21 protein-coding genes and 1 tRNA gene are annotated in these 16,009 nt (G+C 41.7%); 12 read left to right on the top strand and 10 right to left on the bottom strand.

Annotated elements, in window-relative coordinates:
* Positions 1–8 precede the first annotated feature (8 nt).
* Both CRG89_RS06805 and CRG89_RS06800 read right to left on the bottom strand, forming a co-directional pair.
* Positions 9–455 carry a hypothetical protein gene (locus tag CRG89_RS06805; protein ID WP_103287529.1) on the bottom strand — a complete coding sequence of 149 codons (447 nt, stop codon included), beginning with the start codon at positions 453–455 and terminating at the stop codon, positions 9–11.
* Positions 455–706, bottom strand: a complete 252-nt coding sequence (locus tag CRG89_RS06800; RefSeq protein WP_103287528.1) for a hypothetical protein — start codon at positions 704–706, stop codon at positions 455–457. The genes CRG89_RS06805 and CRG89_RS06800 overlap by 1 nt, the downstream gene beginning before the upstream one ends.
* Positions 707–745: 39 nt before the next feature.
* On the opposite strand from CRG89_RS06800, the gene CRG89_RS06795 reads away from it, so the two are divergent.
* The 3 genes from CRG89_RS06795 to CRG89_RS06785 are packed head-to-tail and all read left to right on the top strand — an operon-like array spanning position 746 to position 3,689.
* Positions 746–1,609, top strand: coding sequence for a hypothetical protein (locus CRG89_RS06795; RefSeq protein WP_103287527.1), 864 nt, complete (start codon positions 746–748; stop codon positions 1,607–1,609).
* Between the two features lie 8 nt (positions 1,610–1,617).
* A complete protein-coding gene (locus CRG89_RS06790; RefSeq protein WP_103287526.1) occupies positions 1,618–2,955 on the top strand; it encodes a type IV secretory system conjugative DNA transfer family protein in 1,338 nt (445 codons plus the stop codon).
* 50 nt (positions 2,956–3,005) lie between these two features.
* Complete coding sequence (locus CRG89_RS06785) at positions 3,006–3,689, top strand: class I SAM-dependent methyltransferase (protein WP_103287525.1); 684 nt, start codon at positions 3,006–3,008, stop codon at positions 3,687–3,689.
* A 61-nt stretch (positions 3,690–3,750) separates the two neighbouring features.
* On the opposite strand, the gene CRG89_RS06780 is transcribed toward CRG89_RS06785, so the two are convergent.
* A complete protein-coding gene (locus CRG89_RS06780) occupies positions 3,751–4,722 on the bottom strand; it encodes an NAD-dependent epimerase/dehydratase family protein (protein WP_103287524.1) in 972 nt (323 codons plus the stop codon).
* A gap of 105 nt (positions 4,723–4,827) precedes the next feature.
* On the opposite strand from CRG89_RS06780, the gene CRG89_RS06775 reads away from it, so the two are divergent.
* The gene (locus CRG89_RS06775) at positions 4,828–5,532 is read left to right on the top strand and encodes a hypothetical protein (protein WP_103287523.1); all 705 of its coding nucleotides are present in this window, start codon (positions 4,828–4,830) and stop codon (positions 5,530–5,532) included.
* Positions 5,529–6,110: a chorismate pyruvate-lyase family protein gene (locus CRG89_RS06770; protein ID WP_103287522.1), complete on the top strand. Its 582-nt coding sequence runs from the start codon at positions 5,529–5,531 to the stop codon at positions 6,108–6,110. The genes CRG89_RS06775 and CRG89_RS06770 overlap by 4 nt, the downstream gene beginning before the upstream one ends.
* A 98-nt stretch (positions 6,111–6,208) precedes the next feature.
* Here the strand turns inward: CRG89_RS06770 and CRG89_RS06765 are convergent, their stop codons facing one another.
* The gene (locus CRG89_RS06765) at positions 6,209–6,592 is read right to left on the bottom strand and encodes a thioesterase family protein (protein ID WP_103287521.1); all 384 of its coding nucleotides are present in this window, start codon (positions 6,590–6,592) and stop codon (positions 6,209–6,211) included.
* Between the two features lie 77 nt (positions 6,593–6,669).
* Here CRG89_RS06765 and CRG89_RS08825 point away from each other — a divergent pair, with 77 nt between their 5' ends.
* From CRG89_RS08825 to CRG89_RS06750, 4 genes are read left to right on the top strand one after another with little or no spacing between them, the layout of a single operon-like run.
* Positions 6,670–6,846: a hypothetical protein gene (locus CRG89_RS08825; protein ID WP_158648768.1), complete on the top strand. Its 177-nt coding sequence runs from the start codon at positions 6,670–6,672 to the stop codon at positions 6,844–6,846.
* A gap of 52 nt (positions 6,847–6,898) precedes the next feature.
* Positions 6,899–7,876, top strand: a complete 978-nt coding sequence (locus CRG89_RS06760) for a polyprenyl synthetase family protein (protein ID WP_103287520.1) — start codon at positions 6,899–6,901, stop codon at positions 7,874–7,876.
* A gap of 16 nt (positions 7,877–7,892) precedes the next feature.
* Positions 7,893–8,918, top strand: a complete 1,026-nt coding sequence (locus tag CRG89_RS06755) for an NAD(P)/FAD-dependent oxidoreductase (RefSeq protein ID WP_103287519.1) — start codon at positions 7,893–7,895, stop codon at positions 8,916–8,918.
* 34 nt (positions 8,919–8,952) lie between these two features.
* On the top strand, positions 8,953–10,749 hold the full coding sequence (locus tag CRG89_RS06750; RefSeq protein ID WP_103287518.1) for a DNA topoisomerase: 1,797 nt from the start codon (positions 8,953–8,955) through the stop codon (positions 10,747–10,749).
* A gap of 87 nt (positions 10,750–10,836) precedes the next feature.
* Here CRG89_RS06750 and CRG89_RS06745 read toward each other — a convergent pair whose 3' ends face one another.
* Both CRG89_RS06745 and CRG89_RS06740 read right to left on the bottom strand, forming a co-directional pair.
* Positions 10,837–11,028, bottom strand: coding sequence for a hypothetical protein (locus tag CRG89_RS06745; RefSeq protein WP_148695124.1), 192 nt, complete (start codon positions 11,026–11,028; stop codon positions 10,837–10,839).
* Between the two features lie 21 nt (positions 11,029–11,049).
* Positions 11,050–11,161: transfer RNA gene (locus CRG89_RS06740), tRNA-Ser, on the bottom strand.
* 89 nt (positions 11,162–11,250) lie between these two features.
* On the opposite strand from CRG89_RS06740, the gene CRG89_RS06735 reads away from it, so the two are divergent.
* The 3 genes from CRG89_RS06735 to CRG89_RS06725 all read left to right on the top strand — a co-directional run bounded on the left by CRG89_RS06735 (position 11,251) and on the right by CRG89_RS06725 (position 14,034).
* Positions 11,251–11,739 (top strand): hypothetical protein, encoded by a 489-nt coding sequence (locus tag CRG89_RS06735; protein ID WP_103287516.1) that lies wholly within the window; start codon positions 11,251–11,253, stop codon positions 11,737–11,739.
* A gap of 102 nt (positions 11,740–11,841) precedes the next feature.
* Positions 11,842–12,858 carry an isocitrate/isopropylmalate dehydrogenase family protein gene (locus CRG89_RS06730; RefSeq protein WP_103287515.1) on the top strand — a complete coding sequence of 339 codons (1,017 nt, stop codon included), beginning with the start codon at positions 11,842–11,844 and terminating at the stop codon, positions 12,856–12,858.
* 111 nt (positions 12,859–12,969) lie between these two features.
* Positions 12,970–14,034 carry a TGS domain-containing protein gene (locus CRG89_RS06725; RefSeq protein WP_103287514.1) on the top strand — a complete coding sequence of 355 codons (1,065 nt, stop codon included), beginning with the start codon at positions 12,970–12,972 and terminating at the stop codon, positions 14,032–14,034.
* On the opposite strand, the gene CRG89_RS06720 is transcribed toward CRG89_RS06725, so the two are convergent.
* From CRG89_RS06720 to CRG89_RS06705, 4 genes are all read right to left on the bottom strand, one after another.
* Positions 13,994–14,608, bottom strand: a complete 615-nt coding sequence (locus tag CRG89_RS06720) for a HemK2/MTQ2 family protein methyltransferase (protein WP_148695125.1) — start codon at positions 14,606–14,608, stop codon at positions 13,994–13,996. The genes CRG89_RS06725 and CRG89_RS06720 overlap by 41 nt on opposite strands.
* Positions 14,609–14,735: 127 nt before the next feature.
* On the bottom strand, positions 14,736–15,284 hold the full coding sequence (locus CRG89_RS06715) for a DUF655 domain-containing protein (RefSeq protein ID WP_103287966.1): 549 nt from the start codon (positions 15,282–15,284) through the stop codon (positions 14,736–14,738).
* A gap of 15 nt (positions 15,285–15,299) precedes the next feature.
* The gene (locus CRG89_RS06710) at positions 15,300–15,635 is read right to left on the bottom strand and encodes an RNA polymerase Rpb4 (RefSeq protein ID WP_103287512.1); all 336 of its coding nucleotides are present in this window, start codon (positions 15,633–15,635) and stop codon (positions 15,300–15,302) included.
* Between the two features lie 5 nt (positions 15,636–15,640).
* Entirely contained in the window at positions 15,641–15,967 is a 327-nt protein-coding gene (locus tag CRG89_RS06705) for a 50S ribosomal protein L21 (RefSeq protein WP_103287511.1), read from the bottom strand.
* Positions 15,968–16,009 lie beyond the last annotated feature (42 nt).

The raw sequence follows: 16,009 nt of genomic DNA, 5'->3' as shown, positions 1-16,009 counted from the left end.
AATACTTGCTAGATATATAATGTATGTAAACGATAAGATCCAAAATAAATGGATTTATTTGTTGTTGATGATGACGACGATGATGGTCTGAACATGATGTTAGAGAGTGCAGCATAAGCATGTAGCATCCCTGTAACCATGGCTATGAATGCACTAGCTTCAATGCTTAGCATCCTAAGGAATACGAATGGTAAGAACGTTATGAACAGAACCTCTATGGCAAAATGTACTGCTAGTGCTGGAAGTGGACCTAGCATTCTAGCAAACAATGCAAAGATCCTGTTGGTCTCATACGTTATATTCCTGCTTAGTACTGTACTTGCTGCATCAAGAGTATATGCAGTGATCCAGAAAATAAAGAAGGTTGTGATGAATGGCTGCTCTATCTTTGGTAGTACAGCAAAGTATACAAGCAGAAGTGCTATTGCTATAGCATCGATCTTCCTTATAGGCATCAGAGCTTGATCACCCCAGCTATAACTCCTATGGTTACTATTGCTCCTCCAAAGTACCTTGTCAGCATGAAGATCATACCAATCCTCTCTACAAGGGATCTTGGTATATTGCCTTGTGGATTATCTATGCTTATTCCTGTTATCCACGCAGTTATCTCTGGTGCAGCAAAGATTATCAGCCCTGCTATAACAGCACTTATCACTATCCTTAACCATCTTACCCTCTCCTCTTCTGTTAGTTCTCCCAGCATCACATATCAATAGCATATTTAAAAATACCATATTCATTGATGGGGAGCAAGATGATGGAGATGAAGTGGTATGAGTTGAGGCTGTATCCAAACTTCAAGGATGGGGAGGAAGAGATGCTTAACCTACTCTACAGGGTTGATGAGTTTGCAATATTCATTATACGTAAGAATGGTATGACTAGGATACTCGTTAGGACAGATGATATCAACGCAATGCATTTTTCAGGGATCCAAAATGCTAGACTTGAGAGGCTAGAATGGAACCCATCTCTACGATACAGTCTTACTCGCTATTATAAGATGAGGGTACATAGTGCATTACCCATAGTGGAGAAGGTTAGACCAAGCATAATCTACACCATGCTGGAGGAGCTTGACAATATTGGTAACAGTGATGGTAAAGGTGGAGTAGAATGTATACTTGCATGTTATGCAAAGTATAAGGATGAGGCATACTCCATAAGCCGATGGATAATGAGGAAGGAAGGTCATGAACACTCACTTGTAAAAGCATTGAAGAGCCTGTTTACATCAAATGAGAGGGTAAGGAGGTTATCCCCACTTACTGAGAGCCTTGTTGAGAAGGCTAGATGGAAGATGAGGCTAAAACACTTCCATACAGTGCTAGCACTGGGAGCAGAGGATGTTAGAACTCTAGATATGCTAGAGGGTGCATTGCCCTATGGGCTTGTAGCATATAGCAACAATAAGAGGGCTGGGGATCATTTCTCAGATCTATCTAGCGTAGTTGAACATGCAAGAGTGCTAAAGAAGTGTATATTGAGTGATGTAGAACTTGCAAGCATAGTTGCATTACCAAAGGATGCATCTATCTTGAGACTTGCTACAACAGATAGGAGGACGTTTACAACTGGGCTTGTGGTAGATGCTGATACCCTATAGATGTTAGAATGATCAACAATGATGAGATAGATATAATAGGATTTAGTGATGATGGGAGAGCATATGGAATATTAAGCAGAGATAGGATACACACTGCAATATTCGGAGAGAGCGGAGCAGGGAAGTCTGAGACTATGAAGTTGTTGATCTTGCAATGCATAAAGCGTAGACATGGATTCATGCTAATAGATGCCCATGGTACACTTGCTAGAGAGGTATTGATGATGATACCTAGAGAACTTTGGAGTAACACAGTATACATAAACCCTGCAACTGCAATTTGGTTCAAGAGGGTAATCAGCGTAAACCCTTTAGAGTGTAGAGATGAGGAGGATAAGCATGTTGTTGTTATGTCATTCCTTAATGTACTTAAGAACCTATACTCTGACTCTTGGGGCGATAGGCTTGAGACTATACTTAGGAACGCACTGAACGTGCTCCTAGATGTTGGTAAAGAGATAACACTCAAAGATCTAAGATCATTCATAATAAATCAGGAGTTTCGAGACTCTATACTTAGGAATGTTACAGATCTAGATGCATTACACTTCTGGTATGAGATATTTGAGAAGAACTACAAGAAGGAGGCCGTTGGTGTTGTATACAACAAACTAGATAAGATACTATCGACACCTCTAGCCATGTTTATACTAAACTCAAGATTAGGTATAGATATAGGGCAGATGATGAGAGAAGGCAAGTTCATAGTTGTTGATCTTGCAGATATAGCATCTGATGATATAGTTGCATTCTTGGGCTCATTACTGATACACCTTGTATATGTTGAAGCGAAGAGGCATTCAAGGCATTCTACATCATCTCCACCAACTCCATTCAACCTCTTCATAGATGAGGCGCATCTCTTCCCATCATTTGCAATAAGAGAGGTATTAAATACGTTGAGAAAGTTCAATGTAAAGGTTACTATAGCAACACAAAGCATCAACTCACTCCCAGATGATATAGCAAAGGAGATACCAGCGCTATGTAGAACAATAATATGCTTCAAATGCGATATAGCAACTGTCACACTATTCAAGTCACTCCTTCCCTTGAGCAGGGATGAGATGCTCTCTCTATCACTACACGAATTTGCATTCTACTCACATTCCTCACCTCCAGTCACTGGCATAGCTATGAGCAAGAAGATAACAGTAAAGGAGTATAACAACTGGCTAGATGTTGCAAGGTTCAGTGTAGAGATCCATGGTAATGATGTAGGATCAGTTAAGAGGGTATCAGATAAGAAGATGAGCATCAATTTAAATGATGAGGATATGAGTAGAAGGAACGGTGCAACACTAGCAAGGTTGGATACTAGCAATATGAAGACAAAGGCAGGGTAATTGCACCTTTCTAATACCTTTTATTTATCATCGGCATAACATAAGTAGATATGCATACTGGACATGAGATTGCTATAAGATTCTTTAAGCATACATCTAGCATGTATGATAGAGTTGTTAGGTTAACCACATTTGGGCAGGATGCTGTATGGAAGAGAGTTATGCTAAGGTTTGTTCCAGAAGGGGATTATACTGCATTGGATCTTGCATGTGGTACAGGTATATTAACACTTGCATTGAGAGGCAAGGTCTCTAGGGTATATGGTCTTGATCTGATGTATAATAGCCTAGTAATAGCAGATAGCAAGGCTAGGAACCTCAACTACTATGATATAGTATTGCTTAATGCAGCTGCAGAGTTCATACCATTGAGAGATGGTACAGTTGATATAATCACTGCATCATACCTTGCAAAGTACTGTGATATAGAGAAGGTTGTAATGGAGTGCAAGAGGCTGTTGAGGAGTGGTGGTATAGTGGTTATGCATGACTTTACGTATCCAAGGGGCACCATGCGCTACCTATGGCATGCATATTTTATGCTTCTAAGGCTTCTTGGAAGATTCATGTACGAATGGAGATCTGTATTTAACGAGCTTGACAAGGTTATAGTAGAGAGAAGGTGTTGGGTTACTGAACTTATAGATGCATTGAATAAACATGGGTTCAAGGATGTAGGTTGTATAAACCTTACATTCAATACAGCAGCAGTTGTGTATGCAAGGAAAGGCTAACATGTGAGTAAGCAATTATCATAATGGCATCATCCTTAATCGTATATACTCATGTATATGTTTACATAGCCAATCTGTTACCGCTAACACTCCTTATCTCATCTACAACAGATCTTACACCAACTCTGTAATCTGGATATCTTAACATTAAATTTAACATACGCTTAACCTTGGTGTTGCTTGCCCTTACAGATGCTGTCAACGTATCTACCATATCACTGCCAAGAAATAGTTTTGCAAGCCATAATGGTATCCTTGGAGGCCTCTTGACCCCTAGCATATCAGCGGTGTAGTATACAAACTCTCTGAACATACAGGGTTCATCATCGCATACTATGAACCTCTCATTCCCTGCATAATCAACCTCAGCCATTAGCGCTAGTGCATCTACAGCATCATCCACATGTATCAAGCATCTATAGTAATCGCCAGCACCAGGTATCATGAATCCTAACCCAAAGATGCTCTTAATCAACCCTTTAACCATTATGTTTGTGAACCATCCACCATTTCCATACACATCCCCAAGTATAGCAATGCTTATACTGAAGCCAGCATCCTTGCTTGCATCCCAGAGCATCATCTCAGCATCACTCCTCAACCTTGTGAACCATGTCTCTGGTCTATACTGGCTATCCTCATCAACGATTGCACCATGTACATTCCCAAATACACCCATGCCCTGAGCGTATATAACCCTCTTCAAGGTTAGCCTAGCACTTACTATTGCATCTATTAGGTTCCTCATCCCATTGATATTAACATCATACTGTAGTCTTCTATCCTTTATCAATGGGTTGAGTGCAGCAAGGTGGATGAGCACATCTATATCCTTAGCAATGCCGATGGCCTTCATCACACTCTCCCTATTTGTTATATCAGCAACTATACACTCTTTTGCTCCAATGGTCTTGGGATTGGTAACTGCACCATCACTCCTGACTAAGCAGGTAACCTCATGCCCTCCATTGATGAGCCTCCTAACTAGCCTTCTGCCTATAAAACCAGTTGCCCCAGTAACCAGTATTCTCATACATATCTCTAAATATTTTCAGTAATATTAATCCTATCTTTAATTATGTATAACCTCTAGCAGCTATAAATAACTTTTTATTCATCGTCTCACTTATACATTATAATGTATGATAGCAGGCTTGATGAGTGGTTCGTGCCAAAGTTTGGTCCTCTAAGATTCAGGGTAGCCATTGGGATGCTCTTCCTCCCATACACTGGGATGTGTGTATCATTTGTTGTAATAGGTTCTCTCTTGGCTGATAACATCATATGGGATAGGCTTATCGCTATAGTACTCATCTACCTACTAGCATTGGGTGTATCTGCACATGCATTAGATAGCATAGGTTCTAAGCGTAAGCCATGGGGGAATGTATTCAGCAATAGAACACTTCTTGCTATAGCAATTATAGCATTGGCAGTTGCATATACCATAGGCATATACTATATAGTGCTTTATGTGCCATTCCTTGCAATAATAGCAGTGCTTGAAGGCTTCTTCCTCTTTGCATACAATGTTGAACTCTTCAATGGTAGGTTCCATAGCAATCTATGGTTCTCTATATCATGGGGAGGATTACCATTGCTTGCTGGGTATGTTATGCAGACTAATAGCATATCCATATCTGCGCTTATAGCATCATCCATTACTGCATTAGTAGCTTATGCAGAGATAAGGGTGTCTAGACCATACAAGGAGTTGAAGCGCTCTCATATGGATGAGAAAGAGAAAAAGATCATCATGTATGAGAGGATGCTAAAGTTAATGAGTATAGGTAGTATAGGAGTAGCGATATCGATGCTTATGGTGAGGATGTTACTATCATGATGATAAAGCAGGTATCTGTAGAGGTTGGCTCTGGAGACTTTGGTACTAGCATGCTCTCAGCACTAAAGAAGTTGGAGGATGCTGCATGTATCAAACTATCAAGGATAGAGAAGTTACTCCTTGCAGAGGTAGGCACAGTTGAACAGTTGTTGAGCATACTAGTTGATGCACCTGTAAGTGTGGATGTGGTGAGGCAGGAGGAGGTTGGCAAGGTTATAGAGAGGGAGGTTAACATACGCAAAGCCTACTCAGATGAGATACTACTTGATGCAAAGAGTATAATCAATGTGGATGTATTGCCAGATGGCGTAGTATGCGATATAAGGGCTAAGAGGCTTGGGATAGGTAGTGTAATAATGAAGCACAGGCTTGAGACGTTCAGAAGGATAGTAGAGATAGGTTGCTATTATAGCAATGATGAGTCTAAATATGACAAAGGCGAAGATGAAGATGAAGATAAAGAAAGAGTCTTGAGGGTATACAGGCTCTACAGTATATTCTATGTTGGTACTGAGGCATTCAGAATAAGGGAGGAGTTCAGATCGAGCGTTATAAGGAGATTAGCCTCGTTCATATGAATTAACTCATTCATAGCATGTAGAATAGATAATCAACACCATATACGATGCAATGACTATATATTCAACATACTTCATACGTATTACCTTACTTTACTTTACCTTACCTTAGCCCTTACTCTCGCTACGAACCTACTCTTGTTAATTACGAACCTCTCATGCACAGCTTCTCCAACCTTCTCATGCTCATCGTGAACATCGGCATGAAATACAAGCCTTCTACCATCTACGCTTACAAGTAATGCATGTACTCTTATGCTCATGCCTAGAGGTGTTGGGGCCATATGCTTTGCATCTATCCTTACACCAACAGTATCCTCATCCTCCTTGAGATAAGGCTTTACCATCTCTCTACATAGCCTCTCAATTGCATCTACCATGCTTGGTGTTGATAACACTCTACCATCATCTCCAAGGAAGTCTATAACCATGCTACTATCAACCTTCACAACCCTCTCCATCTCTATACCTGCATGTAACATACTGCTAGGCTAGTGCCATCTATATAATAAAACCTTTTTATTTCATTGGAGTAGATATTATGATGGCGTGGATTTAGATGAACACATTCATACTCTACAAGGAGGGCAAGATGATAAGGAGGGTTGATATAGTAGGGGAGGGGGTTGATGAGGACGATCCTATAGTTAGGGCATTGCTAAGTGTGGTTAGGACTAAGGGTGATAGTGTGGTATTCAAGGATATAAGTGTTGATGCTGTAAGAGAGGCGAAGTAAACATGTGTAATCATCTCTAAAATAATTTAACGTTATAGCAAGAGGTGTTTATATGGATATAATAGAGTACTGGCATATTACAAAACCAAAGATAGATGAGGGGATAGCAAGGCTCCTCCCACTATTCATAGAGCGTATGCCTTCAGAGTATGCTAGCGTATTGAAGGAGAGTATAGAAGGAGGAAAGAGGGCTAGAGGCACACTCACATGCCTTGTATGCCAAGCACTTGGAGGAAGGCTTGAGGATGCACTGCCTAGGGCAGTTGCTATAGAGTACATACATGCTGCTACCCTCATCCATGATGATTACGTTGATCTTGATACTGTGAGGAGGAGTAGACCAGCCATATGGACGCTTGAGGGTTCAAGAAGGGCAGTACTCTTTGGAGATCTTATCCTATCCTACATGATAAACATGATGAGTGATATGAGCAGGGATGATGCAAAGGCTGTTGCTGAGGCTATAGCAGCAGTTGCTAGAGGAGCATTTCAAGAACCATTGAACCCAATGCTACTTGTGGATGAGATAACCTCTGGAAGGTTCCCCTCTGGTCTGTACGATGTTATAATAAAGTTGAAGACTGGAGCGCTCTTTGGTGCTGCTTCAAAGTTGGGGGCAATAGCAGCAAACAGGCTAGAGATGGGTGAGAGGGTATACAACTACGGCTCTAGATGTGGAGAAGCATTCCAGATTGCAGATGACCTGAGGGAAGTGCTCAGGATAGTTGAGACTGGCAAGGCAAATGTGCATAAGATAATAACGTTGGTTCCAGCATGCCTCTACTACTACAGCGACTCTATAAAGGAGATACTGGATATGATTATGGGTAGGCATATAGATATAGCAAGTATAGTGCTTGAACGCTGGGTACCATTGATAGAGCATATGAGCAATGATATAGATGTTAGGCTTAACCTTGCCCTTAAAGAGATAGAGGATCTTGAGGATAATGAGTATGTGCAGATATTAAGGCAGGCACCAAGGCACATGGTGAGGCTCATGCTTGAGCAGAAGACTGTAGAGACATGATGGAGAGGTGTGTGTGATGAGGTTTGCAATAATAGGTGCAGGGGTTGCAGGTAGTTTCTTGGCATCGCTACTTAACAGCAAAGGTCATACAGTAGAGGTCTTTGAGATGTACAGCAAGGAGAAGCACTTCCCTGTATGTGCATGGGGCACAAGCAAGTATATGCTTGAGCACTTCTGCAGTATGGTTGGGCTTAACTTCAAGGACTACATACTTCATGTAGGCAATAGGCTGGACATATACCTGCAGAATGGTAAGCATGATCATCTAAGGCTGATTGGGCTCATCACATACGATAAGAGGAGATGGGAGCAGGATATGCTCAAGGGCATAAACGTGAACTATGGTGTAAGATGTGTAAGGGATACATTCCCAGTGCACAAGTACGATTACGTTCTAGACTGCACAGGATTCCATAGATCTATGTTACCAAAGCCTAAAGAGGATCTAACAATCCCTGTATGGGAGTACATGGTTGATAACTTGAAGAATGAGAGGGACTTTTATGTTATAGGTTATAGGAACGCAATGGGTTACTTCTGGCACTTCCCACTAGGCAATGGGAGAGCGTTTGTAGGCTCTGGGGACTTTAAGAAGGTGTACTATGGTGTAAATGAGTTCTTCCAAGAGGAGCCTGAGGCAAGGATACTAATGAGGATAGGTAGACCTGTAAGACTTGCACCTCCAACAAGGATGGATCCTGTAGCATATGGCAATGTTGTAGGTGTTGGGGAGTCCATAGGTACTGTATTCCCGATCCTTGGTGAAGGGATAACACCATCACTCCAGTCAGCAGAGATACTCTACACATTAATGGTTGAAGGAGAGTACAGTCCAGAGGCGTATAGAGCAATGCTACATGAGAAGTTTGGCTACTACGATGATGTGTACAAGGTTCTACGCCTCAAGATGGAGGGGAAGTTCAGTATGCTCAAGCACTCAAGGCTGCTCTACAACATATACAAGCATATGAAGAGGGAGGAGCAGAGGTATGGGTTCGAGGTTAGCATGGACAAGTTTGTTAACCTTATCAACTCTATATGAATTAATATCCTGTTTGTGAGTAATCTATAGAGATATGTTCATAGTGGTTGCAGAGAAGTCAAGTGTTGCAATGGCTATAAAGGATGCACTACCTCCAAGTATAAAGGCAAGGGTTGAATGGGTAAGGGGGCATATAATGGATATAGATCTTCCTACAACTCTAAGACTCTGGCGTCTAGAGACTGTAGAGGATATTATGGATGTTAGGAAGTTCAGATATACAGTAAGGGATAGAGAGAGTTACTCTAAACTAAGCAGTATCTTCAGCAATTGCAAGGATGATGATCTGCTTGTTATTGCTACAGATAATGATCATGAGGGTGAGTTGATAGGCTATGAGGTACTGATGTTGTACAGAAATGTAAGGAAGGATGGAAAGTACTATAGGATGAGGTTCAACTCAACAGATAGAAGGGAGATTCTAGGTGCATGGAATAGGCTAGAGAGTAGCCTTAACTGGAGGTGGGTTAGCAAGGCTATGTTCAGGCATAAGTTTGATCTACTCACTGGAGCAGCATATACAAGATTACTTACATTAAGTAGTAGGATGGGTATGGATACTAATGATAAGGAGTATTTAAACACCAGTATTAGCAAGAGTATAAAGCATGGAACCAATAGGCATAATGGTAAGGGTAAGGATAATGGTAAGGGTTTGATAAGTTGGGGCTCATGCCAAACACCAACCCTTAACTTCATAGTTGAGAGGGAGAGGGAGATAGAGAACTTCAAGCCAGTAAACTATTGGTACATAGAGGCGTTAATAGAGCATGATGGTGTTAGGTTCAAGGCTAAGAGCAAGGATATGTATGAGGGGGAGGAGTATGCTATGCAAGTTTATGAATCGTGTAGAAATTCTAGCAAGGCAAGTGTACTTGAGTACAAGGAGAGTGCAATGGTCATCCATAGACCATTACCATTGAGAACAGATGATGCGTTAAGGGACCTTGTAAGGATCACTGGGAAGAGCGCTGCATACATCCTTGATGTCATGGAGGATCTATACTCGAAGGGCTACATCTCATACCCTAGAACAGATACCAACAGGTATCCAAAAGGCTTTGATTTTGCCAAGCCTCTGAGTGCAGCACTGAATGGGCTTAGTGTAGATGTTGATGCTCATATACCAAGGGCAAGGAATGGGATGCTTGATGATGGTGCACATCCTCCTATATATCCAGTAAGCCCATACCATGGCTCTAGCATAGAGAGGGATGTATGGGAGTATATAGCAAGGAGGTTCCTTGCTAATGCATTTGCTGGAGATGCTTCTGTTGTTAAACAGCATGCAAGACTTACTACGGTGAAGGGTTGTGTAGAACTGTATGCAGATGGACAATACATAAAGGATGAGGGCTTCTTCAAGATATATGGCTACTTCATGCCAAAGGAGAGTAGGTTGCCATCACTTATGGTAGATAGTAGTGTAGATATTGTAAGCATTGATCTTGTTAAGGCAAAGACCAAGCCCCCAAGTAGGTTAAGCGAGGCTGAACTACTAGAGGTTATGGAGAGGCATGGAATAGGTACAGATGCAACTAGGGCAGAGTTCCCATCCCTCCTACTCAAGAGAGGCTATGCAACCAAAGTACATAATAGGTTCAGACCAACCCCGTTAGGAATTGCTGTGATAGATGCGTTGAAGGGATTGGATCTTAGGCTAGTAAGCCCAGATGCAAGGAAGATGGTAGAGGTGCTCATGAAGGATATAGAGGATGGCAAGGTCAAGGAGGATGAGGCGTTGAATAGAGCAATAGAGATATATCAACACCTCCTAGGCATGTGTATAAAGAATATAGACTATATAGCAAAGAGATTACAGTCAGCATAATCATTGAAAGTATACTAATAGCACCTAGCGATTTAGTTTTCTGTTCAAATCTTATATCTGAACAAGATAATAGCAATATAGAGATTATCAAACGCATTTATGGTCTGTCCTGTTAGCGTTTATACGAACATTAAACTTCCTTACTGCATTCACAAACCTACAAGCAAGTCCATAGTAATGGTAGCAGCAGTAGTAGTAGCAGTAGTAGTAGTCATATCCTGCTTCCCTTTCCTTTACACGCTTCAGCCAGCACTCTGTTATGCTCTTGTAATCATACATGCTCATACCAATATATAATAGCGCCGGGGACGGGATTTGAACCCGTGCGGCCCATACGGGCCACAGACTTGCTGCATAGATCTAAACCTACTATTTAGCAGGCCTGCCCCCTACCAGGCTAGGGCACCCCGGCATCATCTACCCATCCCATTCATGTATCCTTCGCCCATTGGATAAATAAACTTAATTAAGTATTAATGTATGCTACTCCTCTACTCTATCATGGTAAAGCCTAGGAAGGCCCCAGGAGAGGATAAGAAGAAGCTAACCAAGTGGCAGATAATAATGCCAGTCATACTCATAGGCGTAGGTACAGGGATAGCATTCATAATAAGTCAATTCATATCAGGCAAGCCACCACTACAGCAATGCATAACCAGTGAGGATCTGCCGTTCAAGTTACATGCGGTGCTTAGCGTTACCATAGATGGTAAACCAGTAGAGGTTCCAGAAGGCATAGGGAGGGATGAGAACTGCATAAGACCATTGCATACTAGAGGAGATGGCAATGTTTATGTTATCTACTCAAGGCCCATAAGGTTCACACTGCTTGATCTGTTAAGGCTATGGAATCTTGATACAGAGGGTTATGAGATAAGCATATGGGTTAAGGGCAAAGGGCAGCAAGAGTTCATCAACATAGGCAGTGATCCTGCTAAGGTTGCGATAGAGGATGGTTTAAACATAAGACTTGAATTAAGGAGTAGATGATTAAGGATTAAGAAGGTTTTAACAAGTCTTGCCTTATCATACCTTATGAGAAAGTGAAGAAGCAAGATAGGATTAAATACTCTTCTATGAGATGCATGCAGGATGCCAAAGGCTGCAGTTATACGTGGCGATGGTGTTGGACCAGAGCTTGTAGATGCCATGCTCTTTGTGTTGAAGAGATGCAACACATCTGTAGAGTTGATACCATGTGAAGCAGGAGCAGAGTGGTGGGAGAGGCATAACGGTGATTCATACATACCAGAGAGTACATGGAAGATACTTAGAGAGAGTAATGCATGCTTCAAGGGACCAACAACAACTATACCATCACCAAAGGCACCTAGGAGTGTTGCAGTAACGTTAAGGCAGACATTCGACCTCTATGCAAACATAAGGCCAATAAAGACATATGAGCGCTCAGCAAGGCAGCTTGACTTCATATGTGTTAGGGAGGCAACTGAAGGGCTCTACGCTGGGATAGAGTTCAAGATTGGTGATGATGCTGCAATAGCGATAAGGAAGATAACACGCAAGGGATGCGAGAGGATAGCAAAGAAGGCAGGAGAGATAGCAGTAGAGAAGGGTTACAGTAAGGTAATTGCTATAACTAAGAGGAACATACTCAAGGAGACTGATGGCATATTCATAGATGCTGTAACGTCCATATGCTCAAGCAAAGGATTACAGGTTGAGGAGTACTATATCGATAACATGTGCCAGCAGTTGGTTAAGAACCCAGAGAGGTTCAATGGATGCGTACTAGTAAGCACTAACCTCTTCATGGATGTTGTATCAGAGACTGCAAGTGCACATCTAGGCTCAATAGGCAATGTGTATTCAGCAAACCTTGGAGATAGTTATGCCATGTTCGAGCCAGCACATGGCTCTGCACCAAAGTACAAAGGTTTGAACAAAATGAATCCTACAGCAACAATACTCTCTGGTGCATGGATGCTTGAGTACCTTGGAGAGAAGGATATAGCAAAGGCTATATTCGATGCAACAAGGGATGTTATAAATGAGGGTAGGTATGTGACGTATGATCTTGGGGGTAATGCAACAACTAGCAAGATGGCTGAAGAGATAGCAGCAAGAGCAGTTAAGATGCTTGGTAGATGAGTAGAAGTAGAACAATAATAATATTGATACAATTTAACACATTTCAGCACAGGTAGTTTGCTACATCTGTTATTTTAATAAGTATCAATGGCACATATATTATGAGGGAGTATGGTAACTAACCTAACGCAAGAGGCAAAGGCAAAATGGGCAGAGGCTATAGCTGCTAAAGACCCCGAACTCAAACTCAGGCTACTGAAGGAGTTCTACTCCCTTATGCCAAAGCACAAGGCAACTGAGAAGCTTGAGATGAGCATAAAGAGGCAGATAGCAGCACTTGAAGAAGAGGTTGAGCAGAGGAGGAGTAGGAAGAGAGGCAGTACAAGGCAGGAGTGGACTGTTAAGAAGGAAGGCTCCCTCCAAGTTGCACTTGTTGGTACAATTAACTCATCACTAAACCTGTTTGAGAGGCTTACTGGGTTGAGTGTTAGTATCTACGATGCTCTCATGAGGCCTAGGATAGGTGTATTCTCTGCACTCAACATAAGGGCTCAGATGGTCTTAACCCCATTGGATTACATGATAGGGGAGGATAGACTTGACAAGTTTATAAGTATAGCAAGGAATGCTGATGCAATAATGGTTGTTGTTGACTCCAGCAAGTATATGGATGATGTATGCAAATGGTTTGAGGCAAGGAGTATCAATATCCTAGCAAGATCTAGGGCTGAGATAGAGTACACTCCCCATGGAGGAATAAGGATAGTTGGTAGATCTGATTATGTTGATGAGGGTAGTGTATTCAACCTCATCAAGAGCTATGGTATAAAGAATGTGATCGTTAGGCTCTACTCGAATACAACGTTAGAGGATGTTGAAGATGCTATATTTGGAAGGATCAGCAAGGATGCTGTATTTGTAGCATTTGCAGATAACGTTTGTGATGTTAATGGAATAGATCTCATCAGGTTCAACGGTGATAAGGACTCATTGATGCTAGATCTGCTCAAGCATATTGGACTTATAAGGGTATTCACAAAGAAGGTAGGCTCTGATCCTGTAGATGAGCCATTGCTTATGCATAGAGGCTCAAAGGTTATAGAGCTTGCAGAGAGGATCCATAAGGACTTTGCGAGAGCATTCAAGTATGCAAGGGTATGGAGGCATGGAAGCATAATCAAGGTTGGCAAGGACTTCATCCTTGATGATCTTGATGTTGTTGAGTTGCATGCTTAATAGATCTCATCTCAATCAGGAGCAGGTCTTCAAACCCATATCTCTTCCTAGCAGTTATCCTGCCCTCTAACCCAATACCATGAAGTGAGGAGAGTAAGAGATCATACCTTGCTAGAGATGATATTACCATGATTATCCTACCATCATCTCTGAGCAACCTTGAAGCACTCTTTAGCATGCTCATTGCAACCTCTATCCCATACCTTCCTCCATCAACAGTTGCATCCTCTATACGCTCAGATGGTAGATAAGGTGGGTTTACTGCTATTAGATCAAATGATATACCTGATATGGCATCAGCACTGTTGCAGCATACAAACTCCACATCTCCACTGCTATAATTACTGCTCTTGGCGTAGATGAGTGCTTCAAGGTTGATATCTGTTGCCACAACCCTTTTGAATCCCTTGCTTAATATGGATGCTATGTAACCGCTACCAGTACCAATCTCTAATGCATCATCGCCATGTAATCCATCAACAGCACTTGCAAGCATGAATGTATCCTCTGCTGGATTGTAGATATCAGAACTATAACTATCATTATCATTATCATCATCCTTCTCCTCCTTCATCCCACCTTCTTTATTATTCTGATGATCCACCTTTATTAAGATGGTTAGATCAGTCAATCTTCTATATAATATACCTGGAGTAGTATAGTAATGTTACTACCTTCATCTTTTAATGGTATTAGAGGAACTACTTTATGAATAGGTTTATCCTCTCATCCCCACTTATCTCTTGTAGTATCCTCTTCGCTATGAGTTTATGTGGTTCCCTAAGACCAGTCCTCTTCTGCAGATCATCAAAGCTCTCAAATGGCTTCATCTCTCTCTCCTTCAGTATATTCATCATGATAACCTTACCTATACCTGGTATAAGTTCAAGTTTGTGTATCCTTGGGTTTATAGGTCCTGCTGTGTTGATGAACTCTATGAACCTACGCTCATTATTCTTCACAATACTCTCTATAACATTTGGTAACTCATCCTTAGCATATGGGCTCAACTCATTGTACTCCAACTTGCCTAGAACGCTTAGTATCTTAGTTCTACCCTCTCTGCCTATGTAGACCCTCTCACCAACATCTATGCTTATCCCTGGCGTGCCTAGGAGTTCAAGCAGTGTTAACCTCTCTTCCCCTATAGCCTGCACTATTATGCCTTCTCTACCCTTAACCCTGATAGACTTGCCCCTAGGCTCAACGCTTAACACATATGCGTACTCCTCGTACTTCTTCTGCTGCATTGTATGCTCCAACTGCTACTCTATGCCTCTCCCTTCATTAAGAATCTTAAGCATCTTCTCCAGCATCTCTGTTAGTATCAGCTTCTTCCAGCCAAAGGTGAATGTCCTCAACTCCTCTATACTTGAAGGCATTATGTTTATTATCTCTACTGCTTCCTCCTCAGTTAGCCCACATTCATTCATGAGCCTATCCTTCATAACTCTAGCCTTATCTGTACTCACCTTTGCAAACTTTGTAACATAGTTGTATGTCCACCTCTGTATCTGATCCATCTTATCTGGATCTATCCTTGCAAGTATATCCTTAACCTCTGGTAGAGTTATAACCTTCTTACTTACTATATCTGCCAATTTAATCACCCACCACTACCACTACTACTATTACCACTACCAATGCTAGAGACTATGCCTAAAGGTTTAACATGTGCAACCCTTGCTATGACCATCTTATCCTTCTCACCAATCCTAACCCTTATCTTTAGGGCCCTCCTACCTATAGCCTCTACAACACCAACCTTGCCTTGGAAGCGTCTATGTGGCATACCTTTATGCTCTCTCGCATCTATATCTATAACCACCTTATCCCCTATCTTATACTCATGCAAGAGATAAGAGAGACCCCTAATTGTATCCTTTGTTAATAGTTGTCTGGTCTTCCTCCTAAACCCCCTAGACCTAGCCATACCAATCACCCATACTACCTATACCTACCTATCCACCTACCT

Source organism: Candidatus Nitrosocaldus islandicus, from assembly GCF_002906215.1.
Lineage (GTDB): Archaea > Thermoproteota > Nitrososphaeria > Nitrososphaerales > Nitrosocaldaceae > Nitrosocaldus > Nitrosocaldus cavascurensis.
This window is presented reverse-complemented; position numbering and strand designations above follow the sequence as displayed.